The sequence below is a fragment of the Winogradskyella pacifica genome (assembly GCF_003386275.1).
In the GTDB taxonomy this organism is placed as follows: domain Bacteria; phylum Bacteroidota; class Bacteroidia; order Flavobacteriales; family Flavobacteriaceae; genus Winogradskyella; species Winogradskyella pacifica.
In genome coordinates this window covers 303094-327756 of sequence record NZ_QREI01000003.1, presented here as the reverse complement: position 1 = coordinate 327756, position 24663 = coordinate 303094, and the positions used below count along the sequence as shown (strand labels likewise).

Below are 24663 nucleotides of genomic sequence, written 5' to 3'. Positions count from 1 at the left end.
TCAGTAACTTAAATTCTATTTACAACTAAGTATCAGTTAGAGCGACACTGCTCTTTCCGCAATTTTATATCGAGAAGCTTTTTAAAGTCGAATTATCTAAACAAAGCTTCTCGATACAATTTGCTCGCTCCTCATAAATCACTCGAAGTGACGAAACGAGTGTCGTTTTTTTTCTAAGGAATCTAACCTTTAACTAATTTAGAAAAATAATTGAATAATTCTCCTTTTGTAATACTCGCACCAGATTGAATCATTTTGAATATATCTAAATACTTATCTTCTGAATAGTCTTTTTTTGCATTAAAAAACTCAACAGAATCTGATAGTAAATTATCTCTCAACCAATTAAATCCTTCTTTTGTTGTAAAATCTACATGTTCATTTTCAATTCTTAAAGCAATTAAACGCATGCTTTTTTCATTACATTCAAAAAGATGAATTTGGTTTGGCGAAATATGTTCTAGATATTTTACTTTTGTTAAAACCCCAAGCCAAACTAAATCGCTAAACACATCTAATTCTTGTTCTGCAGCTTCTGGTTTATTCTTTTTAATATCTTCCCACTCATCACCTGTAATAGATTGTGTTGCTAAAAAGTTGATGAATTCTTGGTGTAATTCTTCAAATTGTTCTTTGGTTAATCTTGAATATTTCATGTGTTTAAATAATTACTGTTTTTATAATCAAGTACTGTGAGCTATTTCTCAATTTAGAAGTTGATAACTTAACGTTTCATCTTCAGTAAATTCTTTTAAAAAATTAATTTATAGCTTTAGAAGCTTCAAAAGGTCTATCGGTTGCTATAATATCGACTCCTTTTTCTTTCCATTGACGATATAATTCATCGCCTTTGGCTGCTGCACTTTTATCTAAGTTTCCTAACGTACCTAACATGCAAACAATGTTATTATCGTGTAATCTTTTAAAAAAGGCATCTTCAGACAAACGTGTTCCGGTAAAAGCTAACATGTTTTCCGTTGGTATTTTGGCATCCAATAAACGTTCAAATTCATCATTATTTCTAGCTGAAACAGATAGTAATAATTGTGGCGCTAATTGATATGCGGAGACCGCTTGTTCTACATCGTACGTTATAATGATACTATGATCTTCTGCCTTAGCCGCTTTAATAGCGTCTATAACGACTTTTTGACTCACCGTTTTTTTGATATCTACAGTAAGTATCACATTATGTTTTACACACCAGTCTAATACGTCTGAAAACAAAGGAATCTTAAACGTGGTTTCATTACCATAATCATCGACTAAATTAAATTGCTTCAATTCATCGTATGTTAATTCATCAACGTTTCCACTTCCTGTGGTGGTTCTATCAATCGTTTTATCGTGAAGTAAAACCAAATGCCCATCTTTAGTTTGTGCGACATCAACTTCATAAACTGCCACAATACTATCGTTAACATATTTTAGAGTCTCTAAACCGTTTTCAGGATAGTTTACAAGCCCTTTACCCCCGCGATGCACACTAATATTTGGATAACCAGAATTAGAAGCTTTAAAAAGCGCTATAAGCTTAGAAGGTTGTACCTCTGAACTTTTGGTCGATTCTGTAGATTGTTTGCAACTAATTAAAGTGCAAAAGGCAAAAATTAATAGAAAGTATTTCATGTTTAAACCGTTTAAAAAACTGCTTGATTAAAGAACTGATCGTTTTCTGAAAAAAAACTATAAAAAAACCGCTTAGTAAACTAAACGGTTTTTTAAAATTGTAATAAAGAGATTATGCGTCAGCAATAACTTCGAAAGTTAAATCTACAGTTACTGATCTGTGTAATCTAATTGCAGCTTCGTACTGACCTAAACGCTTAATGTTACCACCATTGATAGAAATAAATTTCTTATCAACATCGTGACCAGCATTTTTAAATGCAGCAGCTAAATCCATAGTGGTTATAGAACCAAATAATTTATCTCCAGCAGTTGCACCAGTTCCAGCTTTAGCTGTAATTTTAATATCTAAACCTTTAATAGCATCAGCAGTTTTTTCCGCTTCAGCAATAATAGTTTTTTCTTTGTAAGCTCTTTGCTTTAAAGTTTCTGCTAATACTTTCTTAGCAGAAGAAGTCGCCATTACAGCTTGTCCTTGAGGAATTAAAAAGTTTCTACCATAACCGTTCTTAACAGATACAATATCGTCTTTAAATCCTAAATTTTCAACGTCTTGTTTTAATATAAGTTCCATCGTGTTATGATATTTTATTTTAATAAATCAGCAACATATGGCATAAGCGCTAAATGTCTAGCTCTTTTTACTGCCACAGATACTTTTCTTTGATACTTTAAAGACGTTCCTGTTAAACGTCTTGGTAATAATTTACCTTGCTCGTTTACAAAACCTAGTAACCAATCTGCATCTTTATAATCTACATACTTGATTCCAGACTTCTTGAAACGACAATATTTCTTTGTCTTAGACGTCTCAATATTTAACGGAGTTAAATATCTAATTTCGCCGTCTTTTTTTCCTTTTGCTTGTTGTTCTATTGATGACATAATTACGCTTTTGCTTTTGCTTTAACTTTCAGTTTTTCTCTTCTTCTCTCAGCCCATGAAATAGCATGTTTGTCTAATTTCACAGTTAAGTAACGCATAAAACGCTCATCACGTCTAAATTCCACCTCTAAAGGCTCAATTGCTTCTCCAGCAACAGTGTACTCAAACAAATGGTAAAAACCACTTTTTTTGTTTTGAATTGGGTAGGCTAATTTTTTTAGTCCCCAATCTTCTTTTGATACCATCTTAGCTCCTTTAGAAACGAGGAAATCCTCATATTTCTTTACTGTCTCCTTTATCTGGTCTTCAGATAAAACGGGATTTAAGATGAAAACAGTTTCATAATGATTCATAATAAATAATTTTGTTTATTGTTAAAACGGCTGCAAAAATACATATAATTTCTATATTTGACAACGTTTTTGACTGTAAAATTTAAAAGGATTTTACGGCATATAAATAGTGTTAAATACTACGGTTTGTCGGCATTATTTGTTTTTTAACCGAATTTATCGTACTATTGTCGATATCTTAACCTAAAATTAATAATGTTATGACTTTAAACTGTGTAGTTGTTGATGATTCTGCGATTCAGCGCCTCTCTATAGTAAAGTTAATCGAGAATCATTCTTCGCTTAACCTTATTGCAGAGTACAGCAGTGCGTTAGAAACAAAAAACGGTCTTAATACCCATAAAGTTGATCTTATCTTCTTAGATATAGAGATGCCGGTATTGAACGGTTTTGAGTTGCTAGATGTGCTCAACAACAAACCCCAAATTATTTTTGTTACCGGAAAAACCGAGTATGCTTTTAAAGCATTTAATTACGATGCCACCGATTATCTTCAGAAACCAATCACAAAAGAACGTTTTAATGTTGCCGTAGAAAAAGCTATTGAGCAACACAAATTAAAATTAGACTTTAATGAAACTGATGGCGAGCATATCTTCGTAAAAAGTAATCTTAAGAAACGTAAAGTTTATATTAAGGATATTAAATGGATTGAAGCCCTTGGTGATTACGTTAAAGTAGTAACAGAAGAAAACAGCTTAGTTGTTTTATCGACAATGAAAGCGTTTGAAAGCGAATTGCCCGAAGGTAAATTTTTAAGAATTCATAAATCTTATATTGTGAATCTCGATAAAATTGACCGATTTAACAGTAAAAATGTTGAAGTCGGCGCGTATGAGATTCCATTGAGTCGAAATAAAAAGACCCAATTAGTAGATGCTTTAAATAATATGTAGAACATTACATTAACATTAAAAGCATTACATTATAATTTTAAAAAATCCTGAGCACTTGCTTAGGATTTTTTTTTATTTAAAAATTTATGGTTAACAAATTATTGGATTTTAACAGCCCTAAAGTCCCCCTCAAAGGAACAATATTGCCTGAGAGCCATAAAAATCATTATAAAATTGATTACTTACTAGTTCTAAATCTGCTAGGTATTAGTAATTATCTACATTAATAACCACTCTCACAGGCCTAAAATCCTTTACAGCATTAAAACTGTTATCTATTTTCCTTATCGCCTCTTTTGTTTTCCCTAAAGATTGATTCTGAGGGATTTTTACCAAAATATTTTTATGATATAAATTTCGAATTCTTGATACTGGCGGGAATTCTGGACCCAAAACATTATGCTTAAATAATTGTTTTAATGATTTAGCATACCAATCTGCAGCCAAATTCACACGATCATAATCTTTATGCTTAAACGTAATTTTAATCAACCTAAAGATAGGCGGATATTTAAAATTATAGCGCTCATTCATCTGCTCTGTAAACATTTCCTTATAAGCATTTGTAGAGACTTGTTGTAAAATATTATGATGTGGATTGTAGGTTTGAATCAACACTTTTCCTCGCAAATCTGTACGACCTGCTCTACCAGACACCTGCGCCATGAGTTGGTAACTACGCTCATGCGCTCTAAAATCGGGGAAGTTAAGTAAGTTGTCAGCATTCATGATGCCTACTAACTTTACAAATCTAAAATCGAGACCTTTGGTTAACATTTGTGTTCCTACTAAAATATCAACCTCTCGCTGCTCAAAACTATTTATTATTTTCTCAAAACCGTATTTTCCTCGTGTCGTATCTAAATCCATACGTGCCACTTTCTTATCCGGAAATAAAACTTTGACCTCTTGTTCTATTTGCTCTGTACCAAAACCTTTAGTATCTAAAGTCGCATTACCACAACCCTGACAACTTTTTAGCATGACTGAGTTATACCCACAATAATGACAGCGCAATTGATCGCGATATTGGTGATACGTTAAACTCACATCACAATTAGGACATTGAGGAGATGTCCCGCAACTAGTACATTCTATGATCGGAGAAAAACCACGTCTATTTTGAAACAGTATAATCTGAAAACCTTCTTCTAGCGTTTCAGTCATTTCTTGGATCATCCTATCGCTAAAATGCCCTTTCATGCGTTTACGCTTGTACTTATCAGCTAAATCTACCAGTTCGATATCTGGCATTAACACATTGTTGTAACGTGTATTTAATTCCACCAAACCATACTTACCTTGGCTCGCATTAAAATAGCTTTCTAAACTTGGAGTCGCAGATCCTAAGAGTGTTTTTGCTTTAAATATGTTTGCTAATACGATTGCTGCATCTCTTGCGTGATAGCGAGGCGCAGGATCGAATTGCTTATAAGATGACTCATGTTCTTCATCTACAATGATCAACCCTAAATTACGAAATGGCAATAGCAATGAGGAACGCGCACCAATAACAACTTGGGCTTTTTCAGAATTAGCTAACATATTTTGCCAAACCTCTACCCTTTCATTTCCTGAATATCTAGAATGAAAAACAGCAACTTTATCTCCAAAATAATCTTGAAGTCTATTTACCAACTGCGTTGTTAACGCAATCTCAGGTAATAAATACAATACTTGCTTTCCTAAGTCTAATTGATCTTGAATGAGTTGTACATAAATTTCAGTTTTACCTGAAGACGTCACTCCATGTAATAAGGCAACTGATTTTTCTTTAAAGATAGCCTCAACTTCATTATAAGCATTCTGTTGCGCTTCACTCAACCGTTTGGCTTCCGAATCTCCATCTCCATCAAACTGAACACGGTCGACTTGAATGTGATATTCCTCTAATACATTTTTATCAATTAAGGTTTTAACTATCGAATTAGATGCACCGCTGCGCTCTGTTAAATCTGACACTTTAATAGGTTGCTTCAGCGATGCTTCCATGGTGAATAATGTCAGTACCACTTCGCGCTGCTTTGGAGCACGACTCAATTCTTCGAGTAATAGTTGTAATTTTTCTTGTGATTTATGATTGTGATGCAACTTTACATAACGTACTAATTTCGGAGTGTACTTTTCGTACATTTCTTCCTGTAAATTCAAAACACCTTTTTCTACTAAGCTATTGATAATAGGCAGTACACGCTTTTTATCTAATATAGAAACGACATCATTTATCTTTAATGAGGATTGATGCTGTAAGGCTTCATAAATCAAATATTCTTCGTCTTTTAAATCAGACGCTTCAATAGTCACTTTCTCATTTCTAGAAATGACTGTCTCACTTTCTAATAAAAATGCATTTGGCATAGCAGCTCGCATCACCTCGCCTAAACTACACATGTAATAACTAGAGATCCATTTCCAATGCTTTAATTGCGTTTCTGTTATAACAGGCGCATCATCCATAATCTGATGAATGGTTTTGGCATCGTAAGCTGTTGGTGGATTTTGGTGAATACTATACACTAATGCTGTGTAAATCTTACTTTTACCAAAAGGTACAGAAACACGCATTCCTGGTGATAAAAACTCAGATTCTGCTTCTGTAATATGATAGGTAAACGCTTTTTGAAGCGGAATTGGCAATATGACGTCTATAAAATGTAGCATTATTTTACGCGTTTCCAATATTGCGTTCTGTAGAAAAAGGCCAGATAACCTCTTACCTGAAGGGTGTCTGGATCATCCTCAAGCTTAAGACGACATCTATAAGTGGTACCATTTTCAGGATTGAGTATGGTGCCTCCGTCATAAACCTTTCCGTTCTTGGTTAAACCTTCTATAAAAACCAACCCAACAATTGGTTGATCTTTGTGAGCACCGCTACAGTCATTACAAGTTCTAGATTCAACATCTGGATTAGTTACAGCTATGATTTTACCATATATTTTACCGTCTTCTTCATAAATTTCAACTATAGATTTCGCGTCACCTGTATTATCATCTATGGTTTTCCACTTCCCTAAAATATTCTGAGCTGGCAAATTAAAAAACACGGTGAACAAAATAAAAAATGCTAGAGTGTTTTTAATCATAGTTATTGTTTTAGAAGTTTGTAGTTCAAATGTAATTGGTTTAATTTAAAAAACCATCGCGATTAGAGATGGTTTTAAAAAAACGTGCAAAATTCCATAAGATGTAAAGATGCATTTTACTTAATTAACTCTTCAACATCTTTTTGTTTAATTTCTTTTCTAGCTCTTGGGTTCTTCCTTAAAAACTGAAGTGATGCATTGAGTTCATAACCTAAAAGTATAATATTAGAATTTAACCATAGGTAAAGTAACAAAATCAATAACGCTCCTATAGAACCATAAAGCTCATTGTATTGCGAAAAATTGTCAATATAAATACCGAATAAAAAAGACGTTAACATTATTAGCAACGTGGTAAGTAATGCCCCAACGGAAAAGAACTTGGATGCTTTTCCTTCTTTAGTTCCAAAATAATACAATGTAGCTGTTGCTAAATAAGTCATTATAACGAAGAATAAATACTTTGCAAAAATAATCCAACCCAATCCCTGGTCATCTTCTGAAAACGCATGACCACTAAAACCTTCATATAAAGGTTGAATGATATAAATCTGAAAATACCCAAATACAGCTACGGTTAGTAATAGAAGAAATACAAGTATTAAAGCCACACCAAGTGCAAACATATATTGCTTAAAAACATTACGATACAGTTGTTTATGATATGAGGTTTCAAATCCCGAAAAAACAGCATTAACACCATTTGCCATTAAAAACATTGACAACAAAAACACGGTAGAAATTAAGCCCCCACTTGTATTACTGCTCATATCTTTAAAAATACTGTCTATTAAAAATTCTGAAGTTTGAGGCGGTAAAATTGAATTTAAAAAATCTAAGAAATCAGCTCTAAAACCAACTATAGGAATATACGGAATCACAATAATCACAAAAAGCAAAAACGGAAAAATAGCGGTAAAGAAACTAAATGCAATAGCACTTGCTCTTGTGGTTAGAGCCCCATTTACAATTCCCATGATATAAAGCTCTAGCAAATCGTACACAGACAAACCCTCAAATCCTGGTAACTTAATTTGCTTAAAAAAACGCACAAGTAAGTTTACTACCGGAATCTTATTTAATTTATCTTCTATTGGTTTAGTCATTGTTTAGCTTTTAGCTGTTGGCTGTTAGCCTTTAGCTCATCTTTATTATCTCCAATTAATTGTACTAACTACAAACTAAATTATACTGCTTTTAAGCTTAAATCTTTATTATGTACCGAATGTGTTAAAGCACCAGACGAAATAAAATCGACACCACATTCCGCATATTTTCTAAGTGTATGTTCGTTAATGCCTCCTGAAGACTCCGTTAAGCATTGGTCACCAATAAGCTTTACGGCTTTACGCGTATCTTCATAATTAAAATTATCGATAAGAATTCTGTAAACCCCTCCACAGTCTAAAATTTCTTTGATTTCTTCGAGATTTCTGGCTTCAACAATAATTTTCAAATCGCGATTGGTATCTTTTAAATACTGTTTTGTTAAATTAATAGCTTTTGAAACTCCACCAGCAAAATCAATATGATTATCTTTTAGCATTATCATATCGTATAAGGCAAATCTGTGATTCTCTCCACCTCCAATTTTTACAGCCCATTTTTCTAAAGCTCTAATACCTGGAGTGGTTTTTCGTGTGTCCAAAATTTTTGTTCCTGTACCTTCTAATAAATCTACAAATTCTCTCGTTTTAGTGGCAATTGCACTCATACGTTGCATAGCATTTAATACTAACCGTTCTGCTTTAAGAATAGATTGCGAAGCTCCTTCGACATAAAAAACGATATCGCCATGCTTCACTTTTTGACCATCTTCTATTAAGGTTTCAACTTTCATATTAGCATCCACATAAGCGAACACCAATTTTGCAAACTCTACACCGGCGATGATACCTTTATCTTTTACCAATAATTTTGCTTTTCCTTGAGCCGAAGCAGGAATACACGCCAAAGAACTATGGTCCCCATCACCGACATCTTCTCTAATGGCATTAGAAATTATTAATTCTATTTCTTTATCGAACTGTGCTTTTGAAATCATCTGAATACATATTTAGTGTAAAAATAGGAAATTGATTAACGATATCCGATTTTAGAATTATGAATTACAAATTGGAAAAAAATCTAAAATCCTAAATTGTAAATCGTAAATTTGAATTATGAATATAAAACTCATTGCGATAGGCAAAACCGACAATAAGAACCTCATTGCATTAATTTCAGATTACTCTAAACGCCTTAGTTTTTATATTAAGTTTGAATTTGAAGTAATTCCGGATTTAAAAAAGGTGAAAAACTTATCTGAAGCCCAGCAAAAAGAAAAGGAAGGAGAGCTTATTTTAGCTAAAACACAAACTTCTGATGTACTTATTCTACTCGATGAAAACGGAAAACAAATGGATTCTGAAGCCTTTTCTGGTTATTTACAAAAACACATGAATTCTGGTATTAAAACTTTAATCTTCGTAATTGGAGGTCCTTATGGTTTTTCGGATGCAGTTTACAATAGAGCCAATGGAAAATTAGGATTATCAAAAATGACATTTTCACATCAAATGGTACGTTTGTTTTTTATAGAACAACTGTACCGAGGGTTTACAATTCTTAGAAATGAACCTTATCACCATAAATAAGTATTCAGGCACATTGTGCAGTTTCAAAGCTTACTTTTACTTTAAAAAACAAAAAAAATCTCAGATTTATAATTAACCTGAGATTTATACTATTCTACTTTCAGTTCTAACGAATCACCATAATTTAGTGTATAAAAACTGTGCCTCCAACTGAAAGCTTATGACTAATGTGTTTTATAAACTTCTTTTCGTTTTTTTAGTTGTCTTGTTAAATCGTTAATCGTTTCATTCATAGCCATTTCATAATTCTTCTCGTTAGACGTTGCAAAAATACGTGGTCCTGGTAAGCTTAATTCAATGTTACAAATTTTACCTGCATCATGATCGTTATCATTATGCTTAAAATATACTTGAGCCGAAATAAGAAATTCGAATTTATTAGCTAATTTTTCTAATTTTTCTGTTGTTAGGTCTGAAAGTGTGTCACTTACATCAATGTCTACATATTGAAAATTTACCGTCATAATCTATCTTGTTTTAATGAGTTATTCTTTTCACTAAGATACAAGATTTAGTCAGTCTAATCACTGATAAATATCATAATTAATTGATAAAATTATAAATTCATTTAATAAAGAAGGCCTTTTCACAAGGTTGATGAAATTTCATTAATCAATAGAATCACTTACTCTTTTTATTAAACTTATAACCAATAGCTAATTTTGCTTTTGTAAGATTTAGAAGATAGTTATTACCATAATCCAAATCGGTACTATACAGACTATTATTATAGCTTACACTGACATAAAACTGTTTTAAATTATAATTTAAACCAATGAGAAAATCTAACTTATAGAGCATTGGATTACTTGGTTTGTAGCCTCCATCTTGTAAGGTCACTTTTTTATTTACCAAACCTATTCCTGGCATAACGTTAACCGTTGCTGTGATATTTTCTGGCAGTTGAAAATAAGAGATGATGCCGGCTAAAACACCGAAAGACAAGCCTTGGTATCTTTTAATATCGCCTTCCTCATTAAAATAAGGACTCGTGGTTTCAGATAATATACTAGGCTTTGCAGAAAAATAATCAAAACTACCGAAGACGCCCACACCTCCTGTTATGAATATATTATCGGAATTCTTATTAGACAAGCCCGCCTTTAATTGGGAATATGAAAACTCTATATTGTCTAAAGTGTACATATAATTCAGCCCAACACTTACAGATCTAATATCGTCTCTAAATACGGTAGGTTCATCAAAGTTATTTTTAGCATTAAACCCCCTATACACTTGCGTAAAAATTTTTACATAATTTTTATCCTTTAAGATGGTTGTGGCTTGTAAATCGAATCTAGAAGTCTTTTCTTTATTTGGGTTTTTAATGTTAATAGCAATGTCTAGTATAATTTTTTTAGTAGCAAAACCTAACCCGAGACCATATCTATTATTAGGCACAAATTTAGCTTTAGAATCATCATCGGAAATACTGAACTTATTAACTTTAAAATTAGAAAATACACGCAGAGAATAATTTTCAATATCTCTATCGACCAATAGCGAATCTAAATCATCCAAATCTTGAGCACTAAGACTTAAGCAACTCAAACAAAAAACGAAAAGCATAATAGGTTTCAGCATTGTTATTAGATTAAAATGTTTGTTTTGATAAATGATACTAAAATAGATTGCTATTTTTACAAAAGTAAAATTAAACTAAATAAGCTCAAAATATGCAACTTGTTTTCGCAACTAATAACTTAAACAAACTAAAAGAAGTACAATCGATGTTACCAGAACATATTAAACTTTTAAGTTTAAAAGATATTACTTGTAATGAAGACATTCCTGAAACCCAGCCTACCATTGAAGGTAATGCGATACAAAAAGCAGAATACTTAAAAAAGCATTATGGTTACGATTGCTTTGCTGATGATACAGGCTTAGAAGTCGACGCTTTAAACGGAGAACCAGGCGTGTACTCTGCACGATACGCGGGTCCACAACGAAATGCTGAAGATAACACCAACAAATTGCTGACAGAACTAAAAAGTAAACCCAACAGAAATGCCCAATTTAAAACCGTAATTGCATTACACCTTAATGGAAAACTTCACACTTTTACAGGCATATGCAAAGGCAGTATTACAACAGAAAAACATGGTGAAGGTGGTTTTGGCTACGACCCGATTTTTAAAGCTGATGGTTTAGATAAAACGTTTGCTGAAATTACTTTAGAACAAAAAAACAAGATAGGCCACAGAGGCTTAGCTGTAAAGCAACTCGTAGAATTTTTAAAATAACTATTCTATTGACGTTACAGTTTTTAAACACCTAACTTCGCTTACGCAAACTGAACTCGTTTTTATAATTTGATAGCAGTCATTACTTCTGACTAACATCAGTGTGATCACTTTTTTGAACCCCACTAAATGAAGCTGTAATGTTTAGACATCAAGGAAAAAGTAGAACTTTACAACACAATCTTCGAATTGCGATTATTTTATCTTTTGTTGCTGGAATTGTTAATGTTTCAGGATTTTTAGCTTTTAAACAATTAACGACAAATGTAACTGGTCATTTTGCACTCTTTATTGATGACGTAGCTAATTTTGAGTTTTGGAAAGGCACGATATATTTTCTTTATATTTTTTCGTTTTTATTTGGGTCGTTTTCATCTAGTTTTTTAATTGAAAAATACAGAAAAAACAAACGTCTCAATGTATTTGCGCTTCCAACACTCATCGAATGTCTAATTTTAATAACCATCGGGATCGTGAGCAATTTTGTAGAAATGCAATACCCTGATTTAATTATTTGTACACTACTTTTTGCGATGGGTCTTCAAAACTCATTTGTCACCAAAATCTCGAATGCAGTAGTAAGAACTACGCACCTTACAGGTCTTTTTACTGATTTGGGCATCGATATTTCTCAATTGTTTTTTACTAAATATAATGCACAAAAAGAAAAATTAAAATCAAATATAAAACTGCGTATTTACATCATTTTATTCTTTTTTGCAGGTGGATTGGCAGGAGGTTTCTTTTATTCTAAAGTCAATTTAAAACTAAACACGTTAATTATTGGAGCCATCATTTTATTAGTAAGTTTATTCTATGATGATTTGAGATATAAACTCATAAAAACAAGACGGAAATTTCATCAAAAAAGAATGGCCCTTTGATTGAAAGAAATAGCTTAAAATTCATCAAATTCAAGAAAATTTATCCTCATATAATCGAATTTAAAGGCATCAAATTTGTGCGTGACACCACTGTTTTTAATACATAAGAGCAATAAACACCGCAACAATTGATTATTCAATTAATTGTTGTACCTTTGCACCTTGCAAAAAACCTATTATAGGCTTTTGTAAATTCCTCAGAGTGAGGATGTGTTACCTAGAAGTTTAAGTGTTTAGTATGTCGATTCGCTTCTTTTGTAACACCAACAGAACATAATCGAATACATATACTCAAGAATGAGCACATTCAAAGAATTAGGTCTTAATGAAGACCTTCTTAAAGCTATTACGGACTTAGGTTTTGAAAAACCAAGTGAAGTACAATCAAAAGCAATCCCACTTTTATTAGAAGAAGACAAAGACTTAGTTGCTTTGGCACAAACTGGTACAGGGAAAACTGCAGCATTCGGATTTCCGATGTTGCAAAAAATAGATATTGATAGCAGAACCACTCAAGGACTTATCTTATCTCCAACTCGTGAACTTTGTTTACAAATCACTAACGAACTTAAACTTTACGGTAAATACTGTAAGGGCTTAAATGTAGTAGCCATTTATGGTGGATCAAGCATTTCAGACCAAGCAAGAGAAGTAAAACGTGGTGCACAAATTATTGTTGCAACTCCTGGACGTATGAAAGATATGATTAGCCGTAGAATGGTTGACATTTCTAAAATACAGTACAGCGTTTTAGATGAAGCTGATGAGATGTTAAACATGGGTTTCAAAGAAGATATTACTGATATTCTTTCGCATACACCAGAAGATAAAAACACATGGTTATTCTCTGCAACAATGCCAAAAGAAGTGGCTACGATTGCAAAGAAATTCATGGACAATCCAACAGAAATTACTGTTGGTAATAAAAATGAAAGTACAAGTAACGTAACGCACGAATACTATTTAGTAAATGCAAGAGACCGTTACCAAGCTTTAAAACGTTTGGCAGATGCTAATCCAGATATATTTTCTGTGATTTTCTGTAGAACAAAGCGTGATACTCAAAAAGTAGCCGAAAACTTAATTGAAGATGGTTATTCTGCGGGAGCATTACATGGAGATTTAAGTCAGAACCAAAGAGATTTGGTGATGAAATCTTTCCGTAATAACCAAATACAAATGTTAGTTGCTACAGATGTTGCAGCTCGTGGTATTGATGTGGACGATATTACACACGTTATTAACTACCAATTACCAGATGAACCTGAAATTTACACACACAGATCTGGTAGAACAGGACGTGCTGGTAAAACTGGTATCTCAATGGTTATTGTTTCTAAAAGTGAAGTTAGAAAGATAAAGAGCATAGAGCGTATCATTAAGAAGCAGTTTGAGAAGAAAGAAATTCCTTCTGGAGGTGATATCGTTGAAGTGCAGTTAATGTCTTTAGCTAATAAAATACACACTACTGAAACGAATCATGAAATTGATAAGCATTTAGAAAGCATCAACGAATTATTCGCAGATACAGATAAAGAGGAGTTAATCAAAAAATTCTTCTCTGTAGAATTTAACCGTTTCTTCAATTATTATCAAAAATCGAAAGGTTTAGGTGTGGTAGAATCTCGTGGAAGCGATAGAGATGATGGTGGACGCGATTACAGTAAGCAATCTAACGATTCTCGTTATTTCATTAACGTAGGAAGTAAAGATGGTTTTGATTGGATGAAATTGAAAGATTTCTTAAAAGAACAATTAGAATTAGGACGTGATGATGTCTTTAAAGTAGATGTTAAAGAAAGTTTTTCATTCTTTAATACAGAAAAAGGATTACAAGAAAAAGTACTTGCTTTTTTCACAGATTTCAAACACGACGGACGTTTTGTTAACGTAGAAGTGAGTGAAGATAAAGGTGGAAGAAGTCGCGGTGGCGGAGGAAGAAGTCGCGGTGGAAACGAAAGACGCTCTGGTGGCGGTGGTGGAAGTCGCAGACGCGATGATAAACCAAGAGGCGAAAGACGCTCTGGCGGTAGACGCTCTGACGATAGTGGATCTGGAAACCGAGGTGACAGACGAACTAGTGATAGAAGTGACAGAGGAGATAGAAAGTTCAACGACTCTAGAGGAGATAGACGTTCTTCTGAATCTAGTACCTCTGGATCAGAAAGACCAAGACGTTCTAGACGTCGCGATTAAGCTTTTGAAACTATAGAAAATTTCAAAAAATATAAATAGTAAAATCCAAAACATGAAAAACAATTTTCAGGTTTTGGATTTTTTTTTGAAGACCAAAAAAGAATGTCTAATGCTTAAAAAAGTTAATTTTAAGTCAAATCTACCCCCGCAAACTGTTAAATCCGTTTTCTTTATTACCTTTACCTCGTAACACATGTGCATGCGATATCTACTTATTTTAATTTTTTGCGTAAGTACGGTCAGTGGTTTTAGCCAAGACAGTACAGCAACCCAAACACCTACTAAAGTTAAAGGAACAATAGTTAGTGCTTCGACGAGCTTAGCTTTAACTGAAGCGAATATTGTAAACATTAATCAAGTTATAGGAACGGCAACAGACGATGATGGTGTGTTTGAAATAAAAGCTAAAGTTAACGATACGCTACATTTATCTTATTTAGGTTATAAATCTATTAAAGTTAGAGTAACTAATGACTGGTTAAAATTTGGGAATACCAAAATAGAAATGACCGAACTTGCTTTAGCATTAGAAGAAGTAACAGTAAAACAACTAGAACTCACAGGGTATTTAAAAGTTGATATGAATCAGGTTCCTGTGACGTCTAATAACCGTTACCGTATTTCTGGTTTACCTGGCCAAGGTTATGAAGCTGGCAAACCAAACATCGCCACTAAAGTACTTGGTGCCATATTTAATCCTGCAGATTTCTTGTATAATATGTTTGGCCGAAAGCCTAACGAAATGCACAGATTAAAGAAAATGAAAGAAGATGACGAGATTAGAAATCAGTTATCTAAACGTTTTGATAGGGAAATGTTATTAGTGCTTTTACAAGTCACAAAATTTGATTTAGACGAAATAGTTAACCAATGTAACTACTCTAAAGATTTCATTAACACCGCAAATGATCTTCAAATATTGGATGCTATCAGCGAATGTTACGAAGAATATAAAGTGATTAAAAGAAGTAAAGAGCGAAAAAACAAAAAAAATTAAAACTTAACCTCTAAGCATCTGAGTGCAAAGCCACTCTATTACCTTCCGTATCTATAAACATTCCCATAAAACCATTTTCATCAGAAATTTTGGTTTTTTCCAGGCCTATTTTTCCACCTGCTGCTTCCACTCTATCGAGTTCTATTTGCACATCTTTAGATATAAAATAAATCAATGTACCTTCCTTACTCGGTATATAAGAATTTTGCTTAATCAGTGTTCCGGTTGCTCCATACCCTCCATTATTATCAGGAAACCAACCCATTTTTAAACCGTTAAATTCTACATCTTTTATTTCAACTTTAAAAACCGATTGATAAAACGCTTTAGCACGATTCATATCGTTTACGGGAATCTCAAACCAACCTACCATAATATGTGTTTTTAGTTCCTTAAAATTACAACATTTATCCTTTTAAGTTATAACGCTCCACAATCGCATCATAATCTTTTAAAGTTTTATTAATCCAATCAAACCGTTTTTCAATAATCTCTTCTTCAGTTAATTGCCATTCTATTGATGATTTTCGTAATTGTGCTGTGACATGTTGAAGGATAATGGCAGCAGAAACTGAAATATTTAAACTTTCAGTAAAACCAACCATTGGTATTTTTAAAAAGCAATCTGCATTATCAATAACCTGTTGTGATAAGCCTTCAGTTTCTCTACCAAAGAAAAAACATGATTTCTTAGTGATATCAAAATCTATTAACTCACAATCCTCAACATGAGGGGTTGTAGCGACTATTTGATAATCTTTAGCTTTTAAATCGGTAATACAATCTGTAATAGAACTATAGCGATTCAAATCCACCCACTTCTGGGCTCCCATAGCAATTTCTCTATCAATACTTTTAGAATTCACCTCTTCTACAATATTCAATTCTTGTATCCCAAATACATCACAAGAACGCATCACTGCACTCGTATTATGTAACTGATAAACATCTTCAGTGGCCACCGTAAAATGTTTAGTACGTTTTGGTAAAACACTATTAAACCGCTCAATACGGCTTTCAGTGAGGAATGTTTCTAAGTATTCTAGAAGTTTCAGGTCTTGCATAGCCCAAAAATAGTAATTTTATAATATGAAACGCGTATGTTAAAAGCGCAAAAATTGAAGTAAAACATTAAAATCAACCTTAAATTTAACCTCATGAAACATATAGTTGTACTAACAGGAGCTGGCATGAGTGCCGAAAGTGGCATAAAAACATTTAGAGATGCTGATGGACTTTGGGAAGGACACGATGTTATGGAAGTCGCTACACCAGAAGGTTTTAAACGCAATCCTGAATTAGTCTTAAATTTCTATAACGCACGGAGAAAACAATTAAACGAAGTTGAACCTAACCAAGCACATAAAGATCTCGCACGCTTAGAAAACAATTATAAAGTCAGTATTATTACCCAAAACGTAGATGACTTACATGAGCGCGCAGGTAGTAGTAACGTTATTCATTTACATGGTGAACTGCGTAAAATACGAAGCACTAAAAATGAAAATGACATCAAAGTATGGACCGAAGACATTCATTTAGGCGATAATTGTGAAAGCGGCTATCAACTCCGACCACATATCGTATGGTTTGGCGAAGCTGTTCCTATGATTGACAAAGCCGTAGAAATTTGCCAGCAAGCCGATATTTTAGTGATTATTGGGACGAGTATGCAAGTATATCCTGCTGCAGGATTACTAGATTTCGCACCTACCCAAACACCAATTTATTATATTGATCCAAAACCTGCTATGGATAAAAATGGTAAAGTCCATATTATTGCTGAATCCGCAACAGAAGGTGTTAAAACCTTATTACACCTTTTAGAAAATGCCACACAAAACTAATGATAAAACCCTAAAATTAATTAAATACGTATATGAAATTAGAAAATAAAGTAATTATAGTAACAGGTTCTTCAAGAGGAATTGGAAAAGAAATCGCCATTCAATTAGCTAAAAATGGTGCTAAAGTTGTAGTCAATCATTCTAATAGCACGACTGAAGCGGAAGACACTGTATTAAAAATCACTAATGATGGCGGAACTGCATTCGCCGTAAAAGCAGATGTGAGCAATAGAGATGATGTTACACAATTATTTGACAAAACCATTGCGGAATACGGCAAAGTCGATGTTTTAATAAATAATGCAGGTGTTATGATTTCGAAAGAAATAAAAGATAATACACAAGATGATTTTTCTAAACAATTTGATATTAACGTTAGAGGTATTTTTAACACCTTACAAGAAGCACATTCTAAACTTGCTGACAACGGCAACATCATTAACGTGTCATCGAGTACTGTGAAATTAATGTTTCCTACTTACGCATTATATTCAGCATCAAAAGCAGCTGTTGAACAAATGACACGTGTGTTTTCTAAAGAGATTGGGCGTGGTATTTCTGTAAATGCCCTTGCACCAGGAGCTACAGAAACCGAATTATTTATGAATGGTAAATCTCAAGAATTTATCGATAAGCTGAGTAGCATGAATGCCTTTAACAGATTAGCAAAACCAATAGACATCGCAAGAGTGGCTGTATTTTTAGCAAGTGATGACTCTAAATGGATTTCTGGTCAGGTTATCGGTGCCAACGGAGCTTTAGTATAAAATACCCGTTGAATTAGAATCTAAAAATAGAAACTGAATTCATACACAATAAACAAAGCCATGATAGTATTATTATTCATGGCTTTTACTATAACATAAATTTCAGAAATCACTAAAAGACAATTCTTTGTATTACACTTCAATTCCGAATGCTTAATTATTAAGATTACAGCTCGTTTTTGATATCTCTTTAACTCCATTACCCTTTTTGCAATACTAGTGCATCAATAAATTCATATATTTGTCGCAATGAAAAACTTAGCATTTTTATTGTCATTTTATATTTTCGCGCTTAATCTAGCTCCATGTGCTGATTTTGTGTTGCCTGATAATGATGTTACAACCGAAATTTCTCAAGTCATTCAAGACGATCACCAGCACCAAGACGCGTCTGATTCATGTTCGCCATTTTGTATTTGCCAATGTTGTCATATCAATGCTACACATTTCAAATTAGTCAGCATAAAGATTGACAATTCTTATATTTCAACGCAAGACTTTTTCTATTTAAATGGAACGGAAAAAGACTTCTCTACTTCAATTTTACAACCACCAAGGGCATAATTCAGTTTTTTATAGGATAACTATATCCTAACAGGGACCGCTAAGGTTCTTCTCATTTTGAATAATTCTAAGTGTTTACATCAGAATTATATCGAGACGTTTAACTGAATTAATACCATTTTTTATGATTAATAAAATCATTGATTTTTCAATCAATAACAAATTCATTATTGGCTTGTTTACACTCGTCATTATTGGTGCAGGACTTTGGAGTATGACCCAAGTACCTATAGATGCTGTACCAGATATTACCAATAACCAAGTTCAGGTTATTACCCAAGCCCCTAATTTAGGAACAGAAGAAATTGAACAATTTGTAACTTATCCTGTAGAGTTAGCCTTAAGCAACTTACCCGATGTTACCGAAATTCGTTCTGTTTCTCGATTTGGCTTATCTGTAGTTACTATTGTTTTTGACGACGCAGTAGGCACGTATTTACCGCGTCAATTAGTCTCCGAAAAATTACCAGAAATTGCAGAACAAATTCCTGAAGGCTTTGGTACACCGACTATGGGGCCTATCTCAACAGGGTTAGGCGAAATTTATCAATATACATTAGAAGTAGAAGACGCTTATAGGTCAAAATATGATCCTACAGAATTACGTACCATTCAAGATTGGATTGTTAAACGACAAATGGCTATGGTTCCTGGTGTTATTGAAGTTAATGCCTTTGGAGGAAAAATAAAACAATATGAAGTTGCTGTAAAACCAGACAATTTAAGAGCTATTGGTATTACAATTTCGGATGTTTTTGAAGCACTAGAAAACAATAACCAAAATACAGGTGGAGCTTATATTGAAAAAAATCATCAAGCCAATTTTATTCGTGGAGAGGGTTTGGCTAGAACCGTTTCTGATATAGAAAACATCGTCGTTAAAAATGTTAATAATCTTCCTATTATAATTAAAGATATCGCTGAAGTACAGATTGGTAGTGCAGTGCGATACGGAGCATTAACAAAAGACGGAAAAGGAGAAGCTGTAGGAGGAATGATTTTGATGCTAAAAGGCGCCAGCTCTAATGAAGTTATAGAAAACGTTAAAGAACGCATTGTTCAAATTCAAAAATCATTACCAGAAGGCGTTACCATAAAACCTTTTTTAGATAGAAGCGAGCTTATTGCAAAAACAACAGGCACCGTAAAAGGCAACTTATTAGAAGGTGGTTTAATTGTCATTTTTGTGTTGGTATTATTATTAGGAAACTGGAGAGGTGGATTAATTGTAGCTTCAACCATTCCGCTATCCCTTTTGTTTGCATTTATATTGATGAATGCTTTCGGAGTATGGGCAAACTTAATGAGTTTAGGTGCCATTGATTTTGGAATCATCGTAGATGGTGCAGTAATCATTGTTGAAAGCACCGTTTTTCTGATATACTCACAAATAAAGAAGAAAAAATTAACGCCAGAAGAACGTGATAGTATTGCATCTGTCTCATCAAAAAAGATGATGAATGCCGCCTTCTTTGGTCAATTAATAATCTTAATCGTATTTATCCCAATCCTTGCTTTAGAAGGTGTTGAAGGTAAGATGTTTCAGCCAATGGCATTAACATTTATTTTCGCAATGATTGGCGCCATGATTCTGTGTTTGACTTATGTGCCTATGATATCGGCGTTGTTTTTAAGAGCGCCTAAATCTGATAAAATTTCTTATGGAGACCGTTTTGTTCACTGGATAGAACGTAAATACGAACCATTATTAACAAAAGCCATCCGTAATGGAAAAACGATAGTGCTTCTTGCAGTTGGCTTATTTGCTGTAGCTGTTTTTATGTTTACCAGAATGGGTGGTGAATTTATTCCAGATTTAGATGAAGGTGATATTGCATTTCACGCTATTTTAAAACCAGGAAGTTCACTAACCGAAACCATTGAAACCACTACAAAAATTGAGCAAATTGTTAAAGCTGAATTTCCAGAGGTTTTAAATATAGTCAGTAGAATTGGCGTTGCAGATGTACCAACAGATCCAATGCCCATGGACATTGCTGATGTTTTTGTTATTCTAAAACCGAGTAGCGAATGGACTTCAGCGTCATCAAAAGGAGATTTGGTAGATAAAATGAAAGCAGCCGTAAGTATCGTTCCTGGTGTGAATTTCGAGTTTACCCAACCTATCGAAATGCGATTTAATGAGTTACTTACTGGTGTCCGTGAAGATGTCGCTATCAAATTATTTGGAGATGATTTAGATATACTCGCAGCAAAAGCAGATGACATAGGAAAACTAATTGCTAATGTAGAAGGTGTTGGTGATATGAAAGTGGAAGCCACTACTGGACAACCTCAAATTTCAATTCACTATAAGAGAAATAAACTAGCGCAATACGGCTTAAATGTAAAAACATTAAATACGATTGTTGAAGCATCTTTTGCAGGAGGACAAGCTGGTGTTATTTTTGAAGGGGAACGACGTTTTGATTTAGTGGTAAGACTAGACAAATCAAATCGTACTGATATTTCAGATCTTCAGAATTTGTTTATAAATCTTCCTTCTGGAACACAAATACCATTAAGCGAGGTTGCTGACGTTAGTTTTCAACCTGGACCGATGCAAATTAGTAGAGACAATACAAATAGAAGAACCTATGTTGGTATCAATATTAGAGATCGTGATGTGAAATCTGTGGTGTTAGATATTCAAGATATCTTAGACGAAAAATTAGAGTTACCAGCAGGGTATTACATTCGTTATGGTGGTGCATTTGAAAATTTAGAACGCGCCAGTAATAAATTAAAAACAGTTGTGCCTTTAGCATTGCTGCTCATTTTTATATTGATATTCTTTGCTTTAAAATCCTTGCCACAAACCTTAATGATTTACATCGCTATTCCAATGGCAACCATTGGTGGTGTTTTTGCTTTATGGTTACGAGATATGCCTTTCAGCATTTCTGCAGGTGTAGGTTTTATTGTACTATTTGGTGTAGCTGTTCTTAATGGACTGGTTATGATTAGTGGATTAAACGAATTAAAAGAAGAAGGCGTCACCAATCTTAAAGACCGAATTATAGAAGGTACAAAACGACGTATTAGACCTATTATGCTAACTGCTTTTACAGATGTATTAGGGTTTTTACCAATGGCTATTTCTTCTGGGTCAGGAGCAGAAGTACAACGCCCATTAGCTACTGTTGTTATTGGAGGTTTACTAACAGCAACCTTACTTACACTGTTTGTTTTACCAATATTATACCATTGGGTTGAAAACAAAACATTCACCTTTAAAGGAAATAAAAAAGTAATTATGGCTACTGCAATGCTAGCACTTATGCTTGCCATACCTGCAACTATAAATGCACAAGAAGCAAACAGTGAATTGCCTCAAATCACTATAGATGAAGCTGTAAAACTCTCAAAAGAGAACTACCCGAATTTAAAAGTAATGCAGTTAAAAATCAGTAAACAAAAGCAACTAAAAAGTACAGTTTTTGATTTAGGAACGACACAGATTTTTACAGGTGGGGAAGAAATTAATAACGGTGCAGGTATTTATACAACCATTGGTGCTGGTCAGACTAATATTGATTTGTTTGGTATTGCTCCTAAACAAGAATTACAAAATCAACGCATTCAATTAGCCGAAAAAGCATTTCAACTTTCTGAATTAGAATTAGAACGAGAAGTTAAACAAGCTTGGGCAAATGCTCTTAGAAGCAAGAGAAACTATTTGTTATATAAAGAATTAGCTGTTATTTATACAAAATTCGAAGACGCAGTGACTTTAAATTACGAGGTAGAAGCCATTTCAAAATTAGAATATTCAGCAGCTAAAACGCAAGCTTTACAAATGCATAATAAACTAGTACAAGCTATGAGTCAATACAATGTAGCCTTGCGGCAATTAAATTTATGGCTGGTTTCTGATGATTTCTATACGGTTCCTGATTCAATTGAAGTCGATGGCTTAGAAATTGACAATTTCAATGCAGAAATGCATCCATTGTATGGTATCTCTCAATTACAAGTTGCAGAAGCAGAAGCGAATTATAAGGCTGCAAAGGCAGATAACCTTCCTAAGTTTAATCTTCAAGGTGGTTTGCAAAAAGTGAATGGAAACTCAGGTTATGTTACATATCAAGCAGGTGTTTCAATACCTTTTTTATCTGGTACAAATAAAGCACGTATAAAAACGGCTCGGATAGATAAAGAAATCGCTCTTGTAAATAGCGACTTTAAGAAAAAGGAAGTCGTATCAAAATACACACAAAGTCAAGAAAATTATCAAAAATGGAAAACAACATGGATTTTTTATAAAGACGAAGTTCTTCCTCTTGTTAAAGATCAAAAGGCAGGTGCTTTATTTGCTTATAAAGAAGGTGAAATAGACTATTCTGCCTTTACGCAACTCATTAAGGATGCTATTCAATTGGAAGTTGAAGCTGAAACCGCTTTAACCAATTACTTAGAAAGCACTTTTCAATTACAATATTATAAAAACTAATAGAATGAAAAATATACATTATAAACTTATAGCCCTATTTATTGCTTCTTTTTCAATAGTCGCTTGCGGAAACACTAGTCATACAAAAGAAGATAGCCATGGTGAAGAAACCACTAAAGTCAGTCTCAACGATGATGAATCAACTGAAGAAGCACATAGCGAAGGTGACGATGTTATGTTAACCGCAAAACAATTTGATGCGTTACAAATGAAAGTAGATACACTTTCCCTTAGAAATTTAAGTGGCTACGTAAGTGCTAATGGTACATTAGAAGTGCCACCGCAGAGTGAGGCTGCAATTACGTCGGTTGTTGGTGCCAATGTCGTTTCTATTGAAGTTATAGAAGGTGATAAAGTCAACAAAGGTCAGGTGGTAGCCTACTTATCACATCCTAATATAATTAATATGCAAACAGACTATTTGAATGCGACTAGTAATAGTAATTTTTTAAAGAAAAGTTACGAACGCCAGCAAAAATTGTATGATGCCGGTGTCGGTTCTGGTGCCAATTTTCAAAAGGCAAAAGCAGAGTACGATGTTTCAAAAGCAATGGCTAGTGGATTGGCTGCACAATTACAAATTTTAAACATAAATCCATCTACTGTTCGTAACGGCACCATAGCGCAACGCGTACCATTACGAAGTCCAATTGCAGGGTTTGTTAAAAAAGTTGAAGTTAAGACAGGTCAATATGTAGATCCACAAACCGAACTTTTCGATATTGTAAACACCGATGATGTTCATGCCGACTTAATCGTGTTCGAAAAAGACGTTTTCAAAGTTAAGAAAGGTCAAAAAGTAATATTTAATATACAATCTAATTCTGATGAAGATTTAGTGGCAGAAATACTATCGGTAAGTAAAACTTTTGAAGACAATCCTAAAGGAGTTCATGTTCATGCTGAAATTGAAAATAAAACGAAGACCTTAATTCCTGGCATGTATATTACAGGGAAAATTCAAATAGAAAACAATGAAACAACTGCTTTACCTGAAAGTGCCATAACAAATGATGGTGATAAATTTTATGTCTTTAAAGCAGAAAAAGAAGATGACAAATGGGCTTTTACACCAATTGAAGTACTTATAGGTGTTAAAGATGATAATTGGGTGGAAGTTAAATTTACAGAAGAACTAGAAGCCGATGTAAAATTCGCATACAATAATGCGTATTATCTTATTGCTGAAATGAAAAAAGGCGAATCTGAACACTCTCATTAATT

At 33.5% G+C, this 24663-nt stretch carries 24 protein-coding genes; 11 read left to right on the top strand and 13 right to left on the bottom strand.

Annotation, left to right across the window (positions count from 1 at the left end):
• Positions 1 to 182: 182 nt before the first annotated feature.
• The 5 genes from DFQ09_RS08595 to rpsF all read right to left on the bottom strand — a co-directional run bounded on the left by DFQ09_RS08595 (position 183) and on the right by rpsF (position 2867).
• Positions 183 to 656, bottom strand: coding sequence for a DUF6495 family protein (locus DFQ09_RS08595; protein WP_115809382.1), 474 nt, complete (start codon positions 654 to 656; stop codon positions 183 to 185).
• A gap of 103 nt (positions 657 to 759) precedes the next feature.
• A complete protein-coding gene (locus tag DFQ09_RS08590) occupies positions 760 to 1629 on the bottom strand; it encodes a glycerophosphodiester phosphodiesterase family protein (protein ID WP_115809380.1) in 870 nt (289 codons plus the stop codon).
• Between the two features lie 112 nt (positions 1630 to 1741).
• Positions 1742 to 2203: a 50S ribosomal protein L9 gene (gene rplI / locus DFQ09_RS08585; protein ID WP_115809378.1), complete on the bottom strand. Its 462-nt coding sequence runs from the start codon at positions 2201 to 2203 to the stop codon at positions 1742 to 1744.
• A gap of 14 nt (positions 2204 to 2217) precedes the next feature.
• Positions 2218 to 2517, bottom strand: coding sequence for a 30S ribosomal protein S18 (gene rpsR / locus DFQ09_RS08580; protein ID WP_172837628.1), 300 nt, complete (start codon positions 2515 to 2517; stop codon positions 2218 to 2220).
• On the bottom strand, positions 2517 to 2867 hold the full coding sequence (gene rpsF, locus DFQ09_RS08575; protein WP_092467019.1) for a 30S ribosomal protein S6: 351 nt from the start codon (positions 2865 to 2867) through the stop codon (positions 2517 to 2519). Before rpsF ends, rpsR begins: the two co-directional genes overlap by 1 nt.
• 200 nt (positions 2868 to 3067) lie before the next feature.
• On the opposite strand from rpsF, the gene DFQ09_RS08570 reads away from it, so the two are divergent.
• Positions 3068 to 3763: a LytR/AlgR family response regulator transcription factor gene (locus DFQ09_RS08570; RefSeq protein WP_020894444.1), complete on the top strand. Its 696-nt coding sequence runs from the start codon at positions 3068 to 3070 to the stop codon at positions 3761 to 3763.
• A 207-nt stretch (positions 3764 to 3970) separates the two neighbouring features.
• Here the strand turns inward: DFQ09_RS08570 and priA are convergent, their stop codons facing one another.
• The 4 genes from priA to nadC all read right to left on the bottom strand — a co-directional run bounded on the left by priA (position 3971) and on the right by nadC (position 8893).
• Positions 3971 to 6424 carry a replication restart helicase PriA gene (gene priA / locus DFQ09_RS08565; RefSeq protein ID WP_115809376.1) on the bottom strand — a complete coding sequence of 818 codons (2454 nt, stop codon included), beginning with the start codon at positions 6422 to 6424 and terminating at the stop codon, positions 3971 to 3973.
• A complete protein-coding gene (locus DFQ09_RS08560) occupies positions 6424 to 6849 on the bottom strand; it encodes a DUF2147 domain-containing protein (protein WP_115809374.1) in 426 nt (141 codons plus the stop codon). The genes priA and DFQ09_RS08560 overlap by 1 nt, the downstream gene beginning before the upstream one ends.
• Before the next feature lie 116 nt (positions 6850 to 6965).
• Complete coding sequence (locus tag DFQ09_RS08555; protein WP_115809372.1) at positions 6966 to 7955, bottom strand: YihY/virulence factor BrkB family protein; 990 nt, start codon at positions 7953 to 7955, stop codon at positions 6966 to 6968.
• Positions 7956 to 8035: 80 nt separating this feature from the next.
• A complete protein-coding gene (gene nadC, locus DFQ09_RS08550) occupies positions 8036 to 8893 on the bottom strand; it encodes a carboxylating nicotinate-nucleotide diphosphorylase (protein ID WP_115809370.1) in 858 nt (285 codons plus the stop codon).
• Between the two features lie 118 nt (positions 8894 to 9011).
• Between nadC and rlmH the strand changes: the two genes are divergently transcribed.
• Positions 9012 to 9485, top strand: a complete 474-nt coding sequence (rlmH, locus tag DFQ09_RS08545) for a 23S rRNA (pseudouridine(1915)-N(3))-methyltransferase RlmH (RefSeq protein ID WP_115809368.1) — start codon at positions 9012 to 9014, stop codon at positions 9483 to 9485.
• A 164-nt stretch (positions 9486 to 9649) separates the two neighbouring features.
• Here the strand turns inward: rlmH and hpf are convergent, their stop codons facing one another.
• Both hpf and DFQ09_RS08535 read right to left on the bottom strand, forming a co-directional pair.
• The gene (hpf, locus tag DFQ09_RS08540; RefSeq protein WP_115809366.1) at positions 9650 to 9949 is read right to left on the bottom strand and encodes a ribosome hibernation-promoting factor, HPF/YfiA family; all 300 of its coding nucleotides are present in this window, start codon (positions 9947 to 9949) and stop codon (positions 9650 to 9652) included.
• A gap of 157 nt (positions 9950 to 10106) precedes the next feature.
• Entirely contained in the window at positions 10107 to 11069 is a 963-nt protein-coding gene (locus DFQ09_RS08535) for a DUF4421 family protein (RefSeq protein ID WP_245940332.1), read from the bottom strand.
• A 92-nt stretch (positions 11070 to 11161) separates the two neighbouring features.
• On the opposite strand from DFQ09_RS08535, the gene DFQ09_RS08530 reads away from it, so the two are divergent.
• The 4 genes from DFQ09_RS08530 to DFQ09_RS08515 all read left to right on the top strand — a co-directional run bounded on the left by DFQ09_RS08530 (position 11162) and on the right by DFQ09_RS08515 (position 15808).
• Positions 11162 to 11731, top strand: a complete 570-nt coding sequence (locus tag DFQ09_RS08530; RefSeq protein WP_115809362.1) for a non-canonical purine NTP diphosphatase — start codon at positions 11162 to 11164, stop codon at positions 11729 to 11731.
• 140 nt (positions 11732 to 11871) lie between these two features.
• Positions 11872 to 12615 (top strand): YoaK family protein, encoded by a 744-nt coding sequence (locus DFQ09_RS08525; RefSeq protein ID WP_115809360.1) that lies wholly within the window; start codon positions 11872 to 11874, stop codon positions 12613 to 12615.
• A gap of 297 nt (positions 12616 to 12912) precedes the next feature.
• A complete protein-coding gene (locus DFQ09_RS08520; protein WP_115809358.1) occupies positions 12913 to 14811 on the top strand; it encodes a DEAD/DEAH box helicase in 1899 nt (632 codons plus the stop codon).
• A gap of 193 nt (positions 14812 to 15004) precedes the next feature.
• Complete coding sequence (locus DFQ09_RS08515; protein WP_115809356.1) at positions 15005 to 15808, top strand: carboxypeptidase-like regulatory domain-containing protein; 804 nt, start codon at positions 15005 to 15007, stop codon at positions 15806 to 15808.
• Positions 15809 to 15818: 10 nt separating this feature from the next.
• Here DFQ09_RS08515 and DFQ09_RS08510 read toward each other — a convergent pair whose 3' ends face one another.
• Positions 15819 to 16181 carry a VOC family protein gene (locus DFQ09_RS08510; protein ID WP_115809354.1) on the bottom strand — a complete coding sequence of 121 codons (363 nt, stop codon included), beginning with the start codon at positions 16179 to 16181 and terminating at the stop codon, positions 15819 to 15821.
• 34 nt (positions 16182 to 16215) lie between these two features.
• Positions 16216 to 16872, bottom strand: coding sequence for a TrmH family RNA methyltransferase (locus tag DFQ09_RS08505; protein ID WP_115809352.1), 657 nt, complete (start codon positions 16870 to 16872; stop codon positions 16216 to 16218).
• 93 nt (positions 16873 to 16965) lie between these two features.
• On the opposite strand from DFQ09_RS08505, the gene DFQ09_RS08500 reads away from it, so the two are divergent.
• The 5 genes from DFQ09_RS08500 to DFQ09_RS08480 all read left to right on the top strand — a co-directional run bounded on the left by DFQ09_RS08500 (position 16966) and on the right by DFQ09_RS08480 (position 24661).
• Positions 16966 to 17655 carry an SIR2 family NAD-dependent protein deacylase gene (locus DFQ09_RS08500; RefSeq protein ID WP_115809350.1) on the top strand — a complete coding sequence of 230 codons (690 nt, stop codon included), beginning with the start codon at positions 16966 to 16968 and terminating at the stop codon, positions 17653 to 17655.
• A gap of 32 nt (positions 17656 to 17687) precedes the next feature.
• Positions 17688 to 18422 (top strand): SDR family oxidoreductase, encoded by a 735-nt coding sequence (locus DFQ09_RS08495; RefSeq protein WP_115809348.1) that lies wholly within the window; start codon positions 17688 to 17690, stop codon positions 18420 to 18422.
• Between the two features lie 249 nt (positions 18423 to 18671).
• Positions 18672 to 18986 (top strand): DUF6660 family protein, encoded by a 315-nt coding sequence (locus DFQ09_RS08490; protein WP_115809346.1) that lies wholly within the window; start codon positions 18672 to 18674, stop codon positions 18984 to 18986.
• Between the two features lie 124 nt (positions 18987 to 19110).
• Positions 19111 to 23439: a CusA/CzcA family heavy metal efflux RND transporter gene (locus tag DFQ09_RS08485; RefSeq protein WP_115809344.1), complete on the top strand. Its 4329-nt coding sequence runs from the start codon at positions 19111 to 19113 to the stop codon at positions 23437 to 23439.
• Between the two features lie 4 nt (positions 23440 to 23443).
• On the top strand, positions 23444 to 24661 hold the full coding sequence (locus DFQ09_RS08480) for an efflux RND transporter periplasmic adaptor subunit (RefSeq protein ID WP_115809342.1): 1218 nt from the start codon (positions 23444 to 23446) through the stop codon (positions 24659 to 24661).
• Positions 24662 to 24663 lie beyond the last annotated feature (2 nt).